The following is a 15,718-nucleotide window of genomic DNA, read 5'->3' as shown; positions in this document are numbered from 1 at the left end:
GAATGGATGATGAGAGGAGAAGTACATGCAGTTCAGGGATACCCAGAACCGTTACGGCGGCCTGAGTCGGGCTTTTCATTGGGGAATGGCGTTGCTGTTCGTGTGGCAGTTTCTGACCGTGATTGCCCGGGTACTGTTTGAGGATTCCGCCCTCGATAACCTGCTTTGGGGCAGCCACAAACCGCTAGGTCTGGTGCTGATGGTGCTGGTGGTGTTGCGCCTGTTCTGGGCCCTGGCCAACCGTGCCAGTCGGCCGCCATCGCTGAACCTGCCGGCCCGTCTGGGGCATCTGGCGCTCTACCTGCTGATGGTTCTGGTGCCATTGCTGGCGTTGATGCGCCAATACGGCTCCGGTCGAAGTTTTGAGCCCTTCGGTCTGCCGCTGATGGCGGGGTTCGAGGGGGACAAGATCGAATGGCTGATGACACCGGGCAACTGGCTGCACGGTAACCTGGGCTGGGCGCTGCTGGCGCTGATCGTGGGCCACATCGTGCTGGCCATGGTGCATCGTCGCCGACCGCAGGACAATGTGCTACCGAGGATGCTGGGCCGACCGGTCGGTGAGTAACCCGGTGCTTGCTGGCCGCTCGTCATCAAGGCACCTGGCCTATCTGGGCCTGGTGCTGACTCCGCTGTTCTGGGCAGGTAACGCGGTGGTAGCCCGTGCGGCGGTGGAGCAGATGCCGCCCATGGCGATGTCGTTCTGGCGCTGGTGCCTGGCGCTGGCCATCCTGTTGCCCTTTGGCGCACCGGCGGTGTGGCGCCAGCGTCATCTGGTGCGTCAGCATTGGGGCTCATTGCTGGTGCTATCCGCTTTCAGCGTGGGGGCGTTCAACTCCCTTCTGTACGTCGCCGCCCAGACCACCACCGCCACCAATATCGCGCTGATCAACGCCACCATCCCCATCATGGTGGCTCTGCTTGCCTGGCTGATCCTGGGGGATCGGACCCGGCCGCTGCAGGCGCTGGGGATCGGGCTGGCGGTGCTGGGGATTGTGCTGGTGGTCATCCAGGGCCAGTGGCAGCGCCTGATGGCCCTGCAGCTGCAAACCGGCGACCTGGTGATGGTGCTCGCGGTGTTCAGTTGGGGGCTGTTCTCGGTGTTGCTGCGACGACAGCGTGTGCCGATGGGGGCGTTGGCGTTCCTGACGGTCCAGATTGCCATCGGTATCCTGGTGATCCTGCCGTTCTATCTGGTGGACCTTGTGTGGTACTCCGGTGGTTTTGAGCTGAACCAGGGCAACCTGACCAGCCTGGCCTATTTCGCCATCTTCCCCGGATTGCTGGCCTACAGTTTCTGGAACCATGCCATACACGAAGTCGGACCGGCCCGGTCGGCGGTCTTCATGTACCTGACGCCGGTCTTTACATCGGTGCTGGCGATGGTGTTCCTGGACGAGCAACTGGCGCCGCATCACCTGGCCGGTGGCGGGTTGATCCTGCTGGGACTGGTGCTGGCGACCCGGGTGGGGCGGCCCGTTCACTGACGCCGATCAATGGTAAGACCGGCCCCGGCGAGTATCACCAGCAATCGATCGACATCGCTCGGGTTCAGAAACCCGGCCAGCAGTATGCGGGTATTCCGGTGTTGCAGGTACAGTCGGGGATTGGCCGGCAGGAGCCGGTGACTGGTCTGTTGGCAGACGCGGGTATAGCGGGCTGGCCACTCCCATTGGCATTGTCGGTGGGAATGGCCTTTCTCCAACCGCACAAGATCACGATCTATGGTCAGCACTTCCTTGCGGTGGCAATCCCGGGAGGTGCAGTAAAGGCCGGCGGCGAGCGCCCCCAGTTCCAGTCCGGCGAACGGCAGCACCATCCACGCCCCGGCAAGGGTGAGAGCCAGCGTTGCCGCCAGAACCGGCAGGCAAAGCAGGCACCAGATGATCACATTCCCCCGCCAACTGAGGGAGCGGTTCGGCGTTAACAGTAGCCGGATGCCCTGTCTGGATTCCAGGAACTGAACCATCGCCAGTGCCCCACGGTAAGCGCACGGCTTCCGTTGCGGTAAGCCGCATCACGTTCCTGTCAGTGTGCGCCAGCCGGTGTGTGAGCGTAAAGATCTGTGTGCGAGCCTAACCTAAAGAAGGGCCCTGTTATCTGGTAGCGGCTGTCACCCTACCGTCCTCAGCCGGAAGTGGCCTGTTCGGAATAGAACTTTGCGCTGGCAATCACCGCGTTCGCGGTGCTTGGCTTCGGGAGTGCTTGAGTCTTTAGGAAGTGTTCGCTCTGGCTCAGATCGAAGCGGGTGGTCTGGATGAAGTTCAGGGCCTCGGGCGACGTGTTCATCAGCTGTGGCATGCCCGGCAGGGCAAGGAGTAGCCTCAGCAATCTTTTGGGAATGTGCCCTGTTGGCGTCTTGCGCCCCAGTGTCTTTGCCACCAGCGCCAGGGTGTTCTGCAGGTTTGGGGTATCGTCCGCCAATGCCAGCAGTTGCTCAGGCGGGTGGGGAGCGAGGGCTGCGGCGGCGATCATCTGCGCCAGCTGGTCGACCGGAATCAGCGGCAGCCAGTGATCCGGGGTGCCTGGAACCCGCGCCAGGCGCCCCCTGGCGAGATTGTCGATAAGGTTGTAGAGGGGTTGGGTCCGGTCGATGGCACCGGTCTGGCTGTGACCTGCCACAGTGGCTGGCTGCACCTCGACGTAGTCCAGCTGCTGGTCACGGGCAAACTGGCGCACCCGCAACGCGCCTTCCAGCTTGCTGGCCTCGTAAGCGCCGGCCCGGCGATAGACCTGGTCCCAGATGGTCTGGTCCGGCGCCTCGGGTTTGATCCCGAGTTCCGCCAGATGCCGGGTATTGGCCAACATGAAACCACTGATGAACACCAGGCGGCAGCCCTGACTCTGGGCCAGCCGGGCCACCGCGAGGCTGCCTTCAACGTTGGTTTGGCGGGCTTCGTCCGGCGGCAGTTTCCAGCCGAAGCGGGCTCCCAGGTGGACGATCGCTGCCAGTGGTGGCAAGGCGTCCGCGAGGCCAAGTTGGGGGTGGTCGAGATCGCCCTGAAAGGCGGAGAGAAGAGCGTCCTGTCCCCCCAGCTCCGCGACCTGTCGGCGCAAGGTGGGGAGCTGGTCGGTGTGTCTTAGCAGCGCAATAACGGAGTGTCCGGCGGCGGTCAGGTGGGCGGTCAGGTGACGGCCAACGAAGCCGGTGGCGCCGGTAATCAGGATGGTCATTATGGGTCTCCTTGGGAGTTGATGACGGAACCGATACCAGCAGGCTAAAGGCTGGAGTATGCTCTAAGGTCAAGGACGAAATGCTGCAAAGAATGAGGAGCCTGCATGCGCATTGCCGAGCTGGAGCGCCGCACTGGCGTGAGCCGCCATACCCTGAGGTATTACGAGAAGACCGGTCTGTTGCAGGAGGTGGGGCGGCGGCAGAACAACTATCGGGACTATCCTGACCAGGCTGTTGCCCGGGTGGCCATGGTGCGCCAGCTCAAGTCATTGGGGTTCTCCCTGAAGGAGATTCGTCAGGTACTGGATGCACTGCGGGCTGACCGTATCGACTGCGCCGAGGGTGCTGTCCTGATGGCGGAAAAGCGCCAGGCGGTGGAGCAGCGCATTGCCGAGCTGCGTCAGGTCAGTGACCTGCTGGCGCGGGAGCAGGCCCGGCTGGAAGCCAGCGCCGCGCGGCAACTCGCCGAAGGGCGCTGTGCCCGCGCGCAGGGGTAGCCGAAAGGCACCTCTAATTAACTCACGCTGCAATCCGTCGGGAACGATCAGCGTCGAGATCAGATCCGTACCTTTTCGAACAGCTCCGGCACCCGGGTGGGCCAGCCAAAGCGTTCTTCGATGTGTTGACGCATTTGATCGCTGGCCACAGGTTCACCGTGGGTGACGTAGACCGCCTCTGGTGCCAGAGAACCCTGCTCCAGCCAGGTCAGCAGTTCCCGGTAGTCGGCGTGGGCGGACAGTGCGTCCAGATTCTGAACGTCAGCCTTGACCGGCCAGTACTCGCCGTGGATCTTGACCCTGCCTGCACCGTGAACCAACGCATCTCCCCGGGTTCCGGGTGCCTGGAACCCGGCAAACAGGATGGTATTGCGGGGATCGGGGAGCAGTGTCTTGAGGTGATGCAGCACCCGGCCACCGGAGGCCATGCCGCTGGCTGAGATGATCACTGACGGGAACTTGCGGCCGGTCAGATCAATGGATTCCTCGACGGTCCGGACATAATGGGTGCCGTCATCGATCATGCGGCACTGCTCCGGGTCCAGCCGGTGTTCCCGGTGATGGTCCATGAAGATCCGGGTGGCGCGAATGGCCATCGGACTGTTGAGGTACACCGGCAAGCGGGGGATGCGTCCCGCCTTCATCAGTGAGTGCACCAGGTACAGCAACATCTGCGCCCGACCGACCGCGAATGCCGGGATCAGCACCACACCACCGCGCTCGGCAGTCCGCTTGATGATCTCCTCCACCACCTGCGCCGGGTCATCGTCCGGGTGCAGGCGGTCACCGTAGGTGGATTCACACACCAGCACGTCTGCCCGTTGCAGTGGTTCCGGGGGTCGCATGATCATGTCGTCCTGGCGACCGACGTCGCCGCTGAAGACAATGGTGCGGTCGTGGCCGGCATGGCGAACGTGGACGCAGGCCGAACCGAGGATGTGGCCCGCCGGCGAGAAATTGACCTCAAACCCTTTCACCGGCTCGAAGGCCTTGTGGTAGGGGTGTGACTCGAAGTGCTCCAGGGCGGCCAGGGCCTCTTTCTCGGTGAACAGCGGGTGGGGCTCCTTATGGCGGGAGAACCCCCGGCGGGCGGCGAAGCGGGCATCTTCCTCCTGCAGGTGGCCGGCGTCCGGCAGCAGGACCTTGCACAGTTCATGGGTGGCCCGGGTGCAGTGAATGCGGCCTCGAAATCCGTGTTTGACCAGCGCTGGCAGGTAGCCGCTGTGGTCGATGTGGGCATGGGTCAGCACAACGGCGTCGAGGGTGGCAGGATCGACCGGAAAGGGTGACCAGTTCCGTCGCCTGAGATTCTTAACCCCCTGGTACATGCCGCAGTCCACCAGCAGCCGGTTTCGGTCATCACTGAGCAGGTAGCGGGAGCCGGTGACAGTCCCGGTGCCGCCTAGAAAGCTGAGTTCCATGTACTGCACCTCCGGTCAGTCTGTTGCGCTCATTATGGCGCTGCTGCAGCCGTCGTTTCTTGACGTTGGGCAAGCCCCCGTCTTTCACGGATGCCGCTCTGTCTGACTTTAGGTCAAAACCCGTCAACAGGGGAGTTGATCAGGGCTCCCTAATCAGCCGTTCACTGCCGTGGCTTCGGTGTGAGCTGGCCTGGGATAGAACCTGGCGACCAGGGCCATGGTTGCCAATGCAAAGGCTAGGCGAGCCCAGAGGATGCCAGAGAGATCCGCTCCCAGCATCAGAATCAGCAGGGTGTCCTCGATCAGGCTGTGGCACAGTCCGAGGAAGCTCAGCGTCAGTACCGCGTCGCGATGGCTTAGGCGGCCGGAGCGGGCATCTCGGATCAGCAGTCCGGCGCCGAAACTCAGCCCCAGGGTCAGGCCGATGACGGTGGTGTTGGCCGCATTTCGGCCCAGTCCGATGGCCCGTAACAGGGGATAGATCAGGGCGTGGAACAGCCGTTCGATGCCCAGTCGACGCAACAACCGGAGCACCACCATCAAGCCCAGAATCACCGCAAAGATGGTGGCGAGCATAGTGCCCTGACGATACAGCCAGGGCAGCACGCCGGACGGTGTCGGGGCTGGTTGCCAGGCCAGTTGGTTGGTGTCCTGCAGCCAGTTGCCGGTTTGGTAGACCAGGTGGAGCAGCCACGCCAGCAAAATGGCACCGCCCACTCGCAGCAGCAGGGTCAGCCACCAGGGCGCACCGGCCTTGCGGGCAACCGCGCCTTCTACCGGCAGGGCGTGACCGATGATCATCAGCGTGCCGAGAACGGTGACCTGGGCAGTCGTCAACGGCATCTCCGGCGCCAGGGCGAAGAACACCACCATGCCGGCGTAGATGTTGGTGAGTAGTGTGGTGGCCCACACCAGTCCGGCAGCGACAGGGAGGCCAATCCAGCCCATCACCGGCGCCAGCAGCCACGCGAGGACCTGGTCAGCGCCGGTCCAGATCAGGCCTTCCACCACCAACAAAGCCGGCACCAGAATTTTCAGCAGTGTCAGATAGACCTGCCAGGCTTCCAGCAGCAGTTGGCGACAGTGGACGAAGAGGGTCTTTGGCATGGTGCGGGGCTTCCGTTGGTGAATGTTCAAACTGTCGTGGTGGCGCCGGGTTGGCCCCCACGCTCAGGTACTGGTCACCAGTTTATGGAGCGTTAAACAAATTGTTGCGTTTTAGACGGTCTTAAAAAGCGATATTGTTGAAAATAATCGATGCAAACGATTAATTATTTCTTTGGGAGCTGCCTGTGGTGAATGAGCCGGATCGTCTCGACTTACGCATTCTGGATGCGCTGCAGAATGACAGTCGCATCAGTAACCTGGCCCTGGCAGAGCAGGTGGGTTTGTCGCCCTCGGCGTGCCTGAAGCGGGTGCAGCGGCTGCACCAACAGGGCCTGATTGAACGCCAGGTTGCGCTGTTGGCACCCCAGAAGCTGGGCATTGCCCTGCATATGGTGGTGGAAGTCACCATGGAACGGGACCGCAAGGATCTGTACCAGCGCTTCCTCAAGCGGGCGCTGGCCGCGCCGGAAGTGAAGCAGTGTTATCAGGTGACCGGGGAAGTGGATTTCGTGCTGATCGTGGACGTGCCAGACATGGTTGCCTATGACCGCTTCTGTGATGAAGTACTGTATGCCGACGACAACATGCGCAAGTTCCGCACCCTGATCTCCCGTCGCCGCAATAAATTTGATACCCGGGTGTCGCTGCCGGATGTATGAGGCCGTGGCCTGTACCTTCAGCCCCAGGCTGGCGTTGATGCCGGCCCGGGGCTGATTCTCCTTTGGCTAGTCTGTGCTAAGGCTCCGTAGGTAGGGCGCTAATCGCCATAGCGCTGCCGATTACGTACTTGTTGCACGCCCCGATATTTACGGCTGAGCTGGCGGTCCTGGGCCCGTCGCTGGGCCAGGGTGGCGGTGTTGTGGGCCTGTTCCCGGATCAGTTTGTGGTAGTTGGCGAGCCGCCGGGCGTCCAGCGCACCCGCCTCCAGGGCGCCGGTAACTGCACAACCGGGTTCCTGCTGGTGTTGGCAGTCCGGAAAGCGACACTGGGCCGCCAGGGCTTCAATGTCCTCAAACGTACTGGCAACCCCTTGGGCGCAATCGGTGAGCTGGAGTTCCCGCATGCCTGGGGTATCCAGCACGAGTGCGCCGCCGGGCATCTCCAGCAGTGACCGCCGGGTGGTGGTGTGACGGCCCCGTGCGTCGCCGGCCCGCACCGAACCGGTGCGCTGGCACTGCGCGTTCATCAGGGTGTTGGTGAGAGTGGATTTTCCGGCTCCGGATGAGCCCAGCATGACCACGGTGGTGCCGGCACCGCACCAGGGCAGCAAGGCCTGCACCTGCTCCGGTTCCCGGGTGTCCAGGCAGTGCACCGAGAGCAGAGGGTCAAGACCCTGAACCTGGCTGCGAAAGTCCTCCGACTGCTGAAACTGGTCCGCTTTACTCAGCACCACCACCGGCTCTGCTCCGGCCTCATGGCAGAGGCTGAGGTAGCGTTCGATCCGGTTCAGGTTGAAGTCGCCCTGAAGCGCGCATACCACCAGTGCGACATCCACATTGGCAGCAATCAATTGCTCCCTGGCCTCAGGGCCGGCGGCCCGTCGTTTGAACAGGGTCTTGCGGTCCAGCCGGCGCTGTACCCGCTGGTCAGAATCTAGCAGCAGCCAGTCTCCCACCGTCACGTCCGGTAAAGAGGGGGTGATGGGAATCTGAAAGGATTCCTGCCCGCTGGCGAGCTGAAGGCAGGAGCGATGGCGTTCCGTAACCCGTGCGGGCACGGTTGTTTCCCATTCGGAAAGGCACAGTTGTTGCTGAAAAAACGGTTGCCAGCCAAGGTTGGCCAGTTGGATGTGATTGGTCACGTTGATACCCCCGACGCCGCAGCGTCTTGAAAGCCTTGTAAAAAGAGAATCGCAAAGCGATCCGGTTAACAGGGCAAATGACCGGGCGAGGGCATGAGAGGCAGGGTGTCAGGCAGGAGCGAACGCACCACAGCGGGTGGATCGTTTCAAAACAGGGTCTGACAGCGGCTTCAGCCGGCAGTAATGGCCCGGTCGGGGTGGGTGACAATCATCAAGCGTGCTCCTTGGCAGTGGGTAGGATGGCCAATATAGCACAGTGCCGTCCTCGGGCAATCGGCGCGATGGCTGATGGTTCCTTGACTATAGTGAGTGAATCGGGGCTCCTTGATCGGGGCTCTCAGAACCGTGATTTCCCGACAGGGCGGTAAGCATTCAGGGAAGTGAGTCAACCAAACGGCGACAACGGCGACAACGGCGATAGGGGGCCGCATGACTCCGCATTTTCTCAAAGGGCTGTTCAACAGCCGACTGTTGCGACCGGTGCTGCTGATACTGCTGCTGGCAGGCGCCGTGCAGTTTGTGGTCAGCCAATGGCTGATCAGTCGTCAGGTCGAGGCACTGACCGATCAGGTGGAACAGGCACTGCAGGCGGGCGGTGAACAGGTCAATCAGGCATTTGGTCAGACCCGGGAAGACGTTAGTCAGCGGCTCCAGGGCATGCGGAACCAGACCAGTGAGCGGCTGGCGGAGCAGCTTGATCGCCAGCTAAGGCAGCAGCAGGCGCAGATTTCTGAAACCCTGCGTCTGGCGGTTCGCTCCAAGGCTGAGGGTCTGGCTGAGGTGCTGGCCGAAGTGGCGGCACCACTGATCTGGGACCGGGATGTGCCCCGTCTCACCGATCTGGTGGAGCTGGCGGATGCCCAGGAGTCGGTGTTGTTCGCCGTCTATTTCGATCAGTACGGCGAGCGCCTGACGCGTTATGTCGACCGGACCGACGATCGGGTGAAGGCGCTGATGCGTGCCGGCGAGGGTCGTGGCGCGGCCAACAAGGTGCTGGATGCCGCGTCCCGGGACCCGGATGTGGTCATCATCACCGCCAATATCGAGCCCCAGGGTACGGTGATTGGTCAACTGCGCATTGGTCTGTCGCTGCAGGCAATCAATCAGCAGATGGAGGCGTTTGCGTCGGGCTTCACCACCACGATTGACGACAGCACCCAGGTGCTGGGGCAGACCCTGGATCAGGCCACTCGCGGTCTAAGCGCCCGGCTGCAGGAACAGTTGGCGCAGGTGGAGGAAACCACCAGTGAGCAGAATGTCCAGGCACTGGCGACCATTTCGGCGGAGGCTGACGATCTGACCAGTAACCTGTCGCTGTTCGCGATCCTCTCCAGTCTCGGGCTTCTGATTGTGGTGGCGGTGGTGCTGGGTATCGGGGTACTGGCCAAGGTCTGGCGCCTGGACCGGGCGGTGTGGGACATCGCCGACGGGGAAGCAGATCTGACCCGTCGGGTGCAGTTGGGTGGTCGCGATGAGTTGACCCGTATGGCGGATGGTTTCAACCAGTTCATCGAACGCATCCAGCACCTGGTGGGCCAGGTGGGCGAAGCGGCGGAATCGGCGGTGCAGCAGGCGGGTGTACAGGGGGATGCCAGCCAGCGGGCGGTGGCGGCAGTAGGCCACCAGCAGCAGGAGGTGGCCCAGGTGACCGATCATATGGTGGCCATGTCTGATCGCATTGCCCAGGTGGCGGACGATATCCAGCAAATGGCCGGTACCGTCCAGGACGTCAACAGCGAGAGTGAGGCTACGGCTGAGCTGTCCCGGGGAGTCCGTGAGCAGTTGGATCGCATGGTTGCCGAGGTCGGGGAGGCGGTCACAGCGGTGAACGCCCTCAACGACCAGAGTCAGGAGATTGGCTCGGTGCTGTCGGTCATCGGGGCCATTGCCGAGCAGACCAACCTGCTGGCGCTGAATGCCGCGATTGAGGCTGCCAGGGCCGGCGAGTCCGGGCGAGGCTTTGCGGTGGTCGCGGATGAGGTCCGGACCCTGGCCAGTCGTACCCAGCAGTCCACCACCGAGATCCAGGCCATCATTGATCGGCTGCGTCAGGGCAGTGAGCGGGCCGTCAACCTGATCGGCGAGGCATCGTCCCAGGTGGGCGCGGCCTCCGACCGGTTCCGGGACGCGGATGAGCACTTCGAGCAGATCCAGCGCCAACTGGCCAGTTTGCAGGAGCACGCTCTGGCAGTTGCAGAAACCGCCAAGCAGGAGGGGCAGGAAGCCCGGCAGGTCAGCGAGAGTGTGGCAGGCATCAGCGAATCGGCCGGCCACACCCAACAGGCAATCGAACAGTCCGATGACGCCAGTCGGGAAATCGGTCGGTTGCTGCGTTCCCTGCAACAGACGGCCGGACAGTTCCGGATCTAGCGTGGTCAGCAGGGCGCCGGATGTCCGGCGCCCGCTCCACTACAATCGGGGCCAGTGGGCTCCGGTGTTGTATCAGGGCTGCGCCGTGGTGACCGACTTCAGGCTGTAGTTGGCCGGGTCCAGCGGTGGCAGGGTGTTGTCCGCCAGCTCGTCCCGGAAGTACTCCAGCAACGGTACGGCGTAGGCCACGTCGGAATCCTCAAAGGTGTCCGGATTGGCAGCACGTACTTCGCCAAACGTGACATAGCCATCCTTGCCCAGAGCGGTGAAGGAGTTGGTGGCCACTGAATAGGTGGCGGTGGCGTCGATGGGACTCCAGGTGCCAGAGGTCTTGTCCTTCACTTCCACATTGCGGATGCCGGTGCCGGCCTCAGCGCCCAGAACCACGTCGTAGCGAAGATTCGCGGAGTAGGGGAAGGCGCCGGTGGAGGCGGAAATGCCCTGGGCGTAGTCGAGGGCCTCGTTCAGGACCTTGACGATCTGTGCCCCGGTCATATCGATGGTGACCACGGTGTTGGAGAACGGCAGGATGGTATAGGCATCGGCCACGGTGAAATTGCCATCATCCAGAGCTGCCCGCACGCCACCGGCGTTCTGGATGGCCACATCCGCCTTGGGCAGGTAGCTCAGAAAAGCCTCCGCCACCACCTGGGCGGCGTAACTACCGCTGGGCTGTTCACCGGGGGCAAAGTCAGACGGAATCCGGGTGAACGGCATGGGGGCCAGCACAGTGCCCAGAGACTCCTGTTTGTAGGCTTCCAACTCTGCTTTATAGGGGGCGATCAGGGCCAGTACATCCTCCGCTTCGGCGACCTGTCGCACGGTGGTCAGGTTGTCGATGGCGCTGGTGATGCCTGCCTGCTGTTCGCTGCTGGCTTCCACCCAGTCGCCGTTGTCATCCCTGATCTGAAAACGATCGCCGACCAGCAGTTCCACATGGCCGGTTGCCGTAGTGACACGGCCGTCAGCGTCAAAGCTGATGTTCATCCGGCCCAAGCCCTTGGCGTACTCCCAGGCCTGGGCGATATAGACCGGTTCGCCATCCGGGTTGTTGACTACGGTGGGGTAACTGCCATCCACGTCGATGCCCATGCCCTCAAACTCGCCGGTGGCATCGAGCACATCGTGGGTGTCGCCACCGATGATCACGTCCAGATCGCGGACATTGGCCGCCAGAACCTGATCAAACTCATAGCCCAGGTGACTCAGCACAATGATCTTGTTGACGCTCTTGCCCTTCAGTTCGTTGATGTGGGCACGCACGGACTCGATCTCGTCGTCGAAGGCAACGGCATCGGTGACCAGGGACGACTCCCGGGTCTTCTCGACTTTCAGTACGCCGATGATGCCCACCAGTTCTCCGTCAATCTCCTTGATGACGTAGGGCTCGATGTTGGACCCATACAGAGGACTGTCGGCGGTGGGGTGAACATTACCGCCAATGATGGGGAAGTCGGCGAGTGTCATCAGCTCTGCCAGATGGGCTTCACCCTCGTCGAACTCATGATTGCCGAGTTCGTAGGCGTCCAGTCCGATGCGATTGAACACCTTGAAGTCCACTTCCCCCTTGAACAGGCTGAAGTACAGGGTGCCATTCAGTTCGCCGCTGTTCAGCACCAGCGTGTGGTCATCGCGATAGTCTTCAATGGCAGTGGCAATACGGGGAAAGCCTCCGAGGTCCACCCGTACCGGTTCCGCGCCAGGCTGACTGGCGTCGTAATCCAGTGCCAGGTCGTAGGTCTGGCCCTCGAAGTAGGAATGGTGATCGTTGGTGTGCAGCAGGGTGATGTCGATGGCCTTGCTGTCTTGACTGTCGTTATCGCTGCCGCCGCAACCGGCGACGAGCAGGGCGCCGAGGCTGAGACAGCCCAGGGCAGTAACTCGCTTGAACTGGGACATTCTGATTACTCCGGAACTGAAATGATTTAAATTACAAAGTGTTATGTTTTTGTTCCGGGGTCAGCCTATTGGCCTGATGTGACTGGATCATGGCAGTCCGGTGACAGTCTTGAGTGACATCCACTAGTGGCGAGCGCCTGGCTTGGGGGTTGGCCGGAGGCGGGGTATGATGCTGTCACACAACGGTCACCGGGCGCTTGCTATCAGTCCGCCCACCAATCATCCAACACAGCCAGGAACGCAGTCATGAGTTCATCAGCATTCAGCAATCTGCCCGATGCCCAGGGTTTCTTTGGTCGCTTTGGCGGACAGTTCGTACCGCCGGAACTGAAAGCGGTGATGGACGACATCAGTGCCGCCTATGAGGACATTCGCCAGCGGGACGATTTCCAGCAGGAACTGGCAATGCTGCTGGCGGATTACGTTGGCCGGCCAAGTCCGGTGTTCTATGCCCGCCGGTTGTCGGAAAAGCTTGGTGGGGCCCGTATTTACCTCAAGCGTGAGGACCTCAATCACACCGGCGCCCACAAGATCAACCACTGTCTGGGCGAGGCGCTGCTGGCGAAGTTCATGGGCAAGACCAAGGTCATTGCCGAGACCGGAGCCGGTCAGCACGGCGTTGCCCTGGCCACGGCCTGCGCGCTGGTTGGCATTCCCTGTGAGATCCACATGGGACAGGTGGACATCGAGAAGGAGCATCCCAACGTCACCCGGATGAAAATCCTGGGGGCGACCCTGGTGCCAGTGAACCGTGGTACCGCGACCCTCAAGGATGCGGTGGACAGTGCCTTCGAGGAGTACCTCAAGGACCCGCAGAATTTCATTTATGCCATTGGTTCGGTGGTGGGGCCGCATCCCTTCCCGGGCATGGTGCGGGACTTCCAGTCGGTGATTGGCCGTGAAGCCCGGGCCCAGTTCCTGGAACGTGAGGGGCGGCTGCCGGATCGTGTGGTGGCCTGTGTCGGAGGGGGCTCCAACGCCATTGGCATGTTTACGGCGTTTCTGGACGACAATGAGGTGCAGCTGGTGGGTGTTGAGCCGGCCGGCGACGGCCTCGATACCGACCGCCACGCCGCTACTCTGACCCTGGGGAAACCCGGAGAAATCCACGGCATGGCCTGTTACGTGCTGGAGGATGCCGAGGGCAATCCGCTGCCGGTACATTCGATTGCGTCGGGGCTGGACTATCCGGGCGTTGGTCCCCAGCACAGCTACCTGAAGGACCTGGGCCGGGTGGATTATCAGTCGGTCAGTGACCAGGAGTGCCTGGATGCGTTCATGACCCTGTCCCGGGTGGAAGGCATCATTCCTGCTCTGGAAAGTGCCCACGCGGTGGCTTGGGCGATTCGGGAGGCGCCGGCGCTGTCACCGGAGCAGACGATCCTGGTGAACCTTTCCGGACGGGGTGACAAGGACGCCGATTACGTCGCCGACAAACTGGGTCTTTGACGCCAGCGTATCGGTAGCAGCCATTGCGGCACTGGCAGGAGCCTTGCCGCAATGGCTGTCGGGTGACCTCAGCGATTGGTCAGCCAGTGGGTCAGCTGATGAATCCGTGGCCCGAACGCAAACGAAATCAGAGCCGCCGCCGGCCAGGCGGTGACAAACGCGGTCGCCCACTTCACAACGAAACCTTCCACAAGCCCCAGGTTGATCCAGGTGACCCAGGCGGTCATCAGGCCGGACAGCACCAGCGACATCAGCAAGGAAAAGAAAAAGCGGTATTTGGCGGACATAGACTCGGGTCTCCGGTTGCTTGATCAGGGGTTTCCCAGACTAGCAGGACGTCATTATTGTAAGTAGATTGATAAATCCAATCTTAATTTGCGATATTGCAAGCATGCTGGATGAACTGAAGCTGTTTATTGTAACCGCCGAGTCCGGCAGCCTGACGGCGGCGGCCCAGCGCCTGGAGACCACCGTGGCCACGGTGTCCCGGCGTCTCAGCGCACTGGAAGGCCACCTGGGATGTCGGCTGCTGCATCGCTCACCACGGGGGCTGACCCTGACTCAGGAGGGCGAAGCCTATTTCAACGAGTGCGCTGAGTTCGTGCATTCCCTGGATCAGCGTCTGGAAAGCCTTAACGACACCCTCAACAGCCTGCAGGGGCCATTGCGGGTGCTGGCACCCACCAACCTGGCGGTGGGGCCGATGGACACCTTCTGGCAGGATTTTCTCGCCCGCTACCCGCAAATTGAGCTTACCGTGGAGCTGAGCAACAGCTACGTTGATCTGAAGCAGGCGCAGGCCGATCTGGCCATCCGTATCGGTGAACTGCCGGACTCCAGCCTGATCCAGAAACGGCTGGGGCATACCGGCACAGTCCTGGTGGCCGCGCCGGCACTGGCTGAGCGGGTATCACTGCCGATTCGACCGGAGGCCCTGAACAGCTGGCCCTCGGTGGCCACCCATGTGCTGAGCCGCTGGGAACTGATCAGCGATGAGGGTGAGCAGGTTGTTCTCAACAAGGCGCATACCCACGTATCCAACGACATTGCCCTGGCCCGGCAACTGCTGAAGGCCGGCGAAGCCGTGGCGCTGTTGCCCCTCAGCGGCGTTGAGGCAGAGCTTCGCAGTGGCGAGCTGGTCAGGATATTGCCGGCATGGCAGGGGCAGCACCGCCATTTTCAGTTGGTGTGGCCGTATCGCCGGGCCATGTCCGTCAGGGCGCGGGCGTTCATTGAGGCGCTTGAGACCTACCTGGCACAACAGCCCTGGTTTACACCTTTCTGACCGCCTGCCGGCTCAGCCGGTGCGCCCGAACACCCGTTGCAGGAAACCGACCTCCCGCACGTCCGGTACCGGCAGTTCACCGTCCAGCTTGACCGCCTTGCGCCAGAACGCCTCCGGGGTGTCCAGATGGGCGACCTGCTGGCGTTCCTTTGAGGTGTAGGCGTTGTGCTCACCGGTCAGGCCGTGATCCAGCAGCGCCTGGCACCACAGGTAGAGCGCGCCTCGCACAACCCGTATTACCCGGCAGTAGGTATCCCGATTGATGGTCAGGGCCAGGGTGGCGGTCAGGTTCACCTGTTTCTGCAGCGTTCTCAGGGTGTCGTCGTCGAAGGTGACCCGATGGCCGTTGCCTTTCTTGCAGTTCAGGCACACCCGTTCCAGTTCCTTGATGCTGTCGCCGACATCCAGATGGTTGTGCCGGGTCTTCTGGTCGTCATCGATGGGTGCGGGAATCCAGCCGTACTGGGGCGAGTTCGCCACCAGGTGGCCGGGCAGGGCGGCCCGATAGGTGGGGATGCTGGCGGGATCGCCGTAGCCCTCGAACTCGGTGCGCAACCAGGCGGCCATGGCGCGGTGGCGGACCATGGTGGCGAGGGTGATGGCGGTGGGCATGAGCCGGGTGATGGCTTCGGCTTCGTCCTGCAGACGCTGGTGGAGATGGTTGGCGGATGTTGACATATCGCACGCTCCCGTACCGGGACCATGGGTGCTGAA

The 15,718-nt window shown here is 62.2% G+C and carries 15 protein-coding genes; 7 read left to right on the top strand and 8 right to left on the bottom strand.

Annotated features, from left to right (window positions below):
- The first annotated feature begins 25 nt into the window (after nucleotides 1-25).
- Together MLD24_RS02645 and MLD24_RS02640 are read left to right on the top strand one after the other, a co-directional pair.
- Complete coding sequence (locus MLD24_RS02645) at nucleotides 26-568, top strand: cytochrome b (RefSeq protein ID WP_248163588.1); 543 nt, start codon at nucleotides 26-28, stop codon at nucleotides 566-568.
- A complete protein-coding gene (locus tag MLD24_RS02640; protein WP_248163586.1) occupies nucleotides 561-1,487 on the top strand; it encodes a DMT family transporter in 927 nt (308 codons plus the stop codon). The genes MLD24_RS02645 and MLD24_RS02640 overlap by 8 nt, the downstream gene beginning before the upstream one ends.
- Here the strand turns inward: MLD24_RS02640 and MLD24_RS02635 are convergent.
- Together MLD24_RS02635 and MLD24_RS02630 are read right to left on the bottom strand one after the other, a co-directional pair.
- Nucleotides 1,481-1,969, bottom strand: a complete 489-nt coding sequence (locus MLD24_RS02635) for a DUF2244 domain-containing protein (protein WP_248163583.1) — start codon at nucleotides 1,967-1,969, stop codon at nucleotides 1,481-1,483. The two genes, MLD24_RS02640 and MLD24_RS02635, sit on opposite strands and share 7 nt — an antisense overlap.
- Before the next feature lie 158 nt (nucleotides 1,970-2,127).
- Nucleotides 2,128-3,174 carry an SDR family oxidoreductase gene (locus MLD24_RS02630; protein ID WP_248163581.1) on the bottom strand — a complete coding sequence of 349 codons (1,047 nt, stop codon included), beginning with the start codon at nucleotides 3,172-3,174 and terminating at the stop codon, nucleotides 2,128-2,130.
- Between the two features lie 105 nt (nucleotides 3,175-3,279).
- On the opposite strand from MLD24_RS02630, the gene MLD24_RS02625 reads away from it, so the two are divergent.
- Nucleotides 3,280-3,672 (top strand): MerR family transcriptional regulator, encoded by a 393-nt coding sequence (locus tag MLD24_RS02625; RefSeq protein ID WP_248163579.1) that lies wholly within the window; start codon nucleotides 3,280-3,282, stop codon nucleotides 3,670-3,672.
- A gap of 59 nt (nucleotides 3,673-3,731) precedes the next feature.
- Here MLD24_RS02625 and MLD24_RS02620 read toward each other — a convergent pair whose 3' ends face one another.
- Nucleotides 3,732-5,093 (bottom strand): MBL fold metallo-hydrolase RNA specificity domain-containing protein, encoded by a 1,362-nt coding sequence (locus tag MLD24_RS02620; protein WP_248163577.1) that lies wholly within the window; start codon nucleotides 5,091-5,093, stop codon nucleotides 3,732-3,734.
- 153 nt (nucleotides 5,094-5,246) lie between these two features.
- A complete protein-coding gene (locus tag MLD24_RS02615; RefSeq protein WP_248163575.1) occupies nucleotides 5,247-6,200 on the bottom strand; it encodes a hypothetical protein in 954 nt (317 codons plus the stop codon).
- A gap of 188 nt (nucleotides 6,201-6,388) precedes the next feature.
- Between MLD24_RS02615 and MLD24_RS02610 the strand changes: the two genes are divergently transcribed.
- Nucleotides 6,389-6,859, top strand: a complete 471-nt coding sequence (locus MLD24_RS02610) for an Lrp/AsnC family transcriptional regulator (RefSeq protein ID WP_227175124.1) — start codon at nucleotides 6,389-6,391, stop codon at nucleotides 6,857-6,859.
- Between the two features lie 98 nt (nucleotides 6,860-6,957).
- Here the strand turns inward: MLD24_RS02610 and rsgA are convergent, their stop codons facing one another.
- A complete protein-coding gene (gene rsgA / locus MLD24_RS02605) occupies nucleotides 6,958-8,001 on the bottom strand; it encodes a ribosome small subunit-dependent GTPase A (protein ID WP_248163573.1) in 1,044 nt (347 codons plus the stop codon).
- 429 nt (nucleotides 8,002-8,430) lie between these two features.
- Between rsgA and MLD24_RS21515 the strand changes: the two genes are divergently transcribed.
- The gene (locus MLD24_RS21515; protein ID WP_282450395.1) at nucleotides 8,431-10,371 is read left to right on the top strand and encodes a methyl-accepting chemotaxis protein; all 1,941 of its coding nucleotides are present in this window, start codon (nucleotides 8,431-8,433) and stop codon (nucleotides 10,369-10,371) included.
- Nucleotides 10,372-10,443: 72 nt separating this feature from the next.
- On the opposite strand, the gene MLD24_RS02585 is transcribed toward MLD24_RS21515, so the two are convergent.
- Nucleotides 10,444-12,270 carry a 5'-nucleotidase C-terminal domain-containing protein gene (locus tag MLD24_RS02585; RefSeq protein WP_248163571.1) on the bottom strand — a complete coding sequence of 609 codons (1,827 nt, stop codon included), beginning with the start codon at nucleotides 12,268-12,270 and terminating at the stop codon, nucleotides 10,444-10,446.
- Nucleotides 12,271-12,516: 246 nt separating this feature from the next.
- On the opposite strand from MLD24_RS02585, the gene trpB reads away from it, so the two are divergent.
- Nucleotides 12,517-13,719: a tryptophan synthase subunit beta gene (gene trpB, locus MLD24_RS02580; RefSeq protein WP_248163569.1), complete on the top strand. Its 1,203-nt coding sequence runs from the start codon at nucleotides 12,517-12,519 to the stop codon at nucleotides 13,717-13,719.
- Nucleotides 13,720-13,787: 68 nt separating this feature from the next.
- Here trpB and MLD24_RS02575 read toward each other — a convergent pair whose 3' ends face one another.
- Nucleotides 13,788-14,006 (bottom strand): DUF2798 domain-containing protein, encoded by a 219-nt coding sequence (locus MLD24_RS02575; RefSeq protein WP_227175129.1) that lies wholly within the window; start codon nucleotides 14,004-14,006, stop codon nucleotides 13,788-13,790.
- Between the two features lie 104 nt (nucleotides 14,007-14,110).
- Between MLD24_RS02575 and MLD24_RS02570 the strand changes: the two genes are divergently transcribed.
- On the top strand, nucleotides 14,111-15,004 hold the full coding sequence (locus tag MLD24_RS02570; RefSeq protein ID WP_248163567.1) for a LysR family transcriptional regulator: 894 nt from the start codon (nucleotides 14,111-14,113) through the stop codon (nucleotides 15,002-15,004).
- Nucleotides 15,005-15,016: 12 nt separating this feature from the next.
- On the opposite strand, the gene MLD24_RS02565 is transcribed toward MLD24_RS02570, so the two are convergent.
- Entirely contained in the window at nucleotides 15,017-15,682 is a 666-nt protein-coding gene (locus MLD24_RS02565) for an AbiTii domain-containing protein (RefSeq protein ID WP_248163565.1), read from the bottom strand.
- Nucleotides 15,683-15,718: the final 36 nt, after the last annotated feature.

The sequence above is a fragment of the Marinobacter xestospongiae genome (assembly GCF_023156385.1).
GTDB lineage: Bacteria > Pseudomonadota > Gammaproteobacteria > Pseudomonadales > Oleiphilaceae > Marinobacter > Marinobacter xestospongiae.
The sequence above is the reverse complement of the archived record's forward strand: the minus strand, read 5'-3'. Positions and strand labels throughout refer to the sequence as shown.

What these genes read in the sequence shown, in the direction of transcription:
- MLD24_RS02565 (WP_248163565.1), bottom strand. Translation starts at nt 15,682, where the DNA reads ATGTCAACATCCGCCAACCATCTCCACCAGCGTCTGCAGGACGAAGCC.
- MLD24_RS02635 (WP_248163583.1), bottom strand. Translation starts at nt 1,969, where the DNA reads ATGGTTCAGTTCCTGGAATCCAGACAGGGCATCCGGCTACTGTTAACG.
- MLD24_RS02570 (WP_248163567.1), top strand. Translation starts at nt 14,111, where the DNA reads ATGCTGGATGAACTGAAGCTGTTTATTGTAACCGCCGAGTCCGGCAGC.
- MLD24_RS02585 (WP_248163571.1), bottom strand. Translation starts at nt 12,270, where the DNA reads ATGTCCCAGTTCAAGCGAGTTACTGCCCTGGGCTGTCTCAGCCTCGGC.
- trpB (WP_248163569.1), top strand. Translation starts at nt 12,517, where the DNA reads ATGAGTTCATCAGCATTCAGCAATCTGCCCGATGCCCAGGGTTTCTTT.
- MLD24_RS02630 (WP_248163581.1), bottom strand. Translation starts at nt 3,174, where the DNA reads ATGACCATCCTGATTACCGGCGCCACCGGCTTCGTTGGCCGTCACCTG.
- MLD24_RS02625 (WP_248163579.1), top strand. Translation starts at nt 3,280, where the DNA reads ATGCGCATTGCCGAGCTGGAGCGCCGCACTGGCGTGAGCCGCCATACC.
- MLD24_RS21515 (WP_282450395.1), top strand. Translation starts at nt 8,431, where the DNA reads ATGACTCCGCATTTTCTCAAAGGGCTGTTCAACAGCCGACTGTTGCGA.
- MLD24_RS02615 (WP_248163575.1), bottom strand. Translation starts at nt 6,200, where the DNA reads ATGCCAAAGACCCTCTTCGTCCACTGTCGCCAACTGCTGCTGGAAGCC.
- MLD24_RS02575 (WP_227175129.1), bottom strand. Translation starts at nt 14,006, where the DNA reads ATGTCCGCCAAATACCGCTTTTTCTTTTCCTTGCTGATGTCGCTGGTG.
- MLD24_RS02645 (WP_248163588.1), top strand. Translation starts at nt 26, where the DNA reads ATGCAGTTCAGGGATACCCAGAACCGTTACGGCGGCCTGAGTCGGGCT.
- MLD24_RS02620 (WP_248163577.1), bottom strand. Translation starts at nt 5,093, where the DNA reads ATGGAACTCAGCTTTCTAGGCGGCACCGGGACTGTCACCGGCTCCCGC.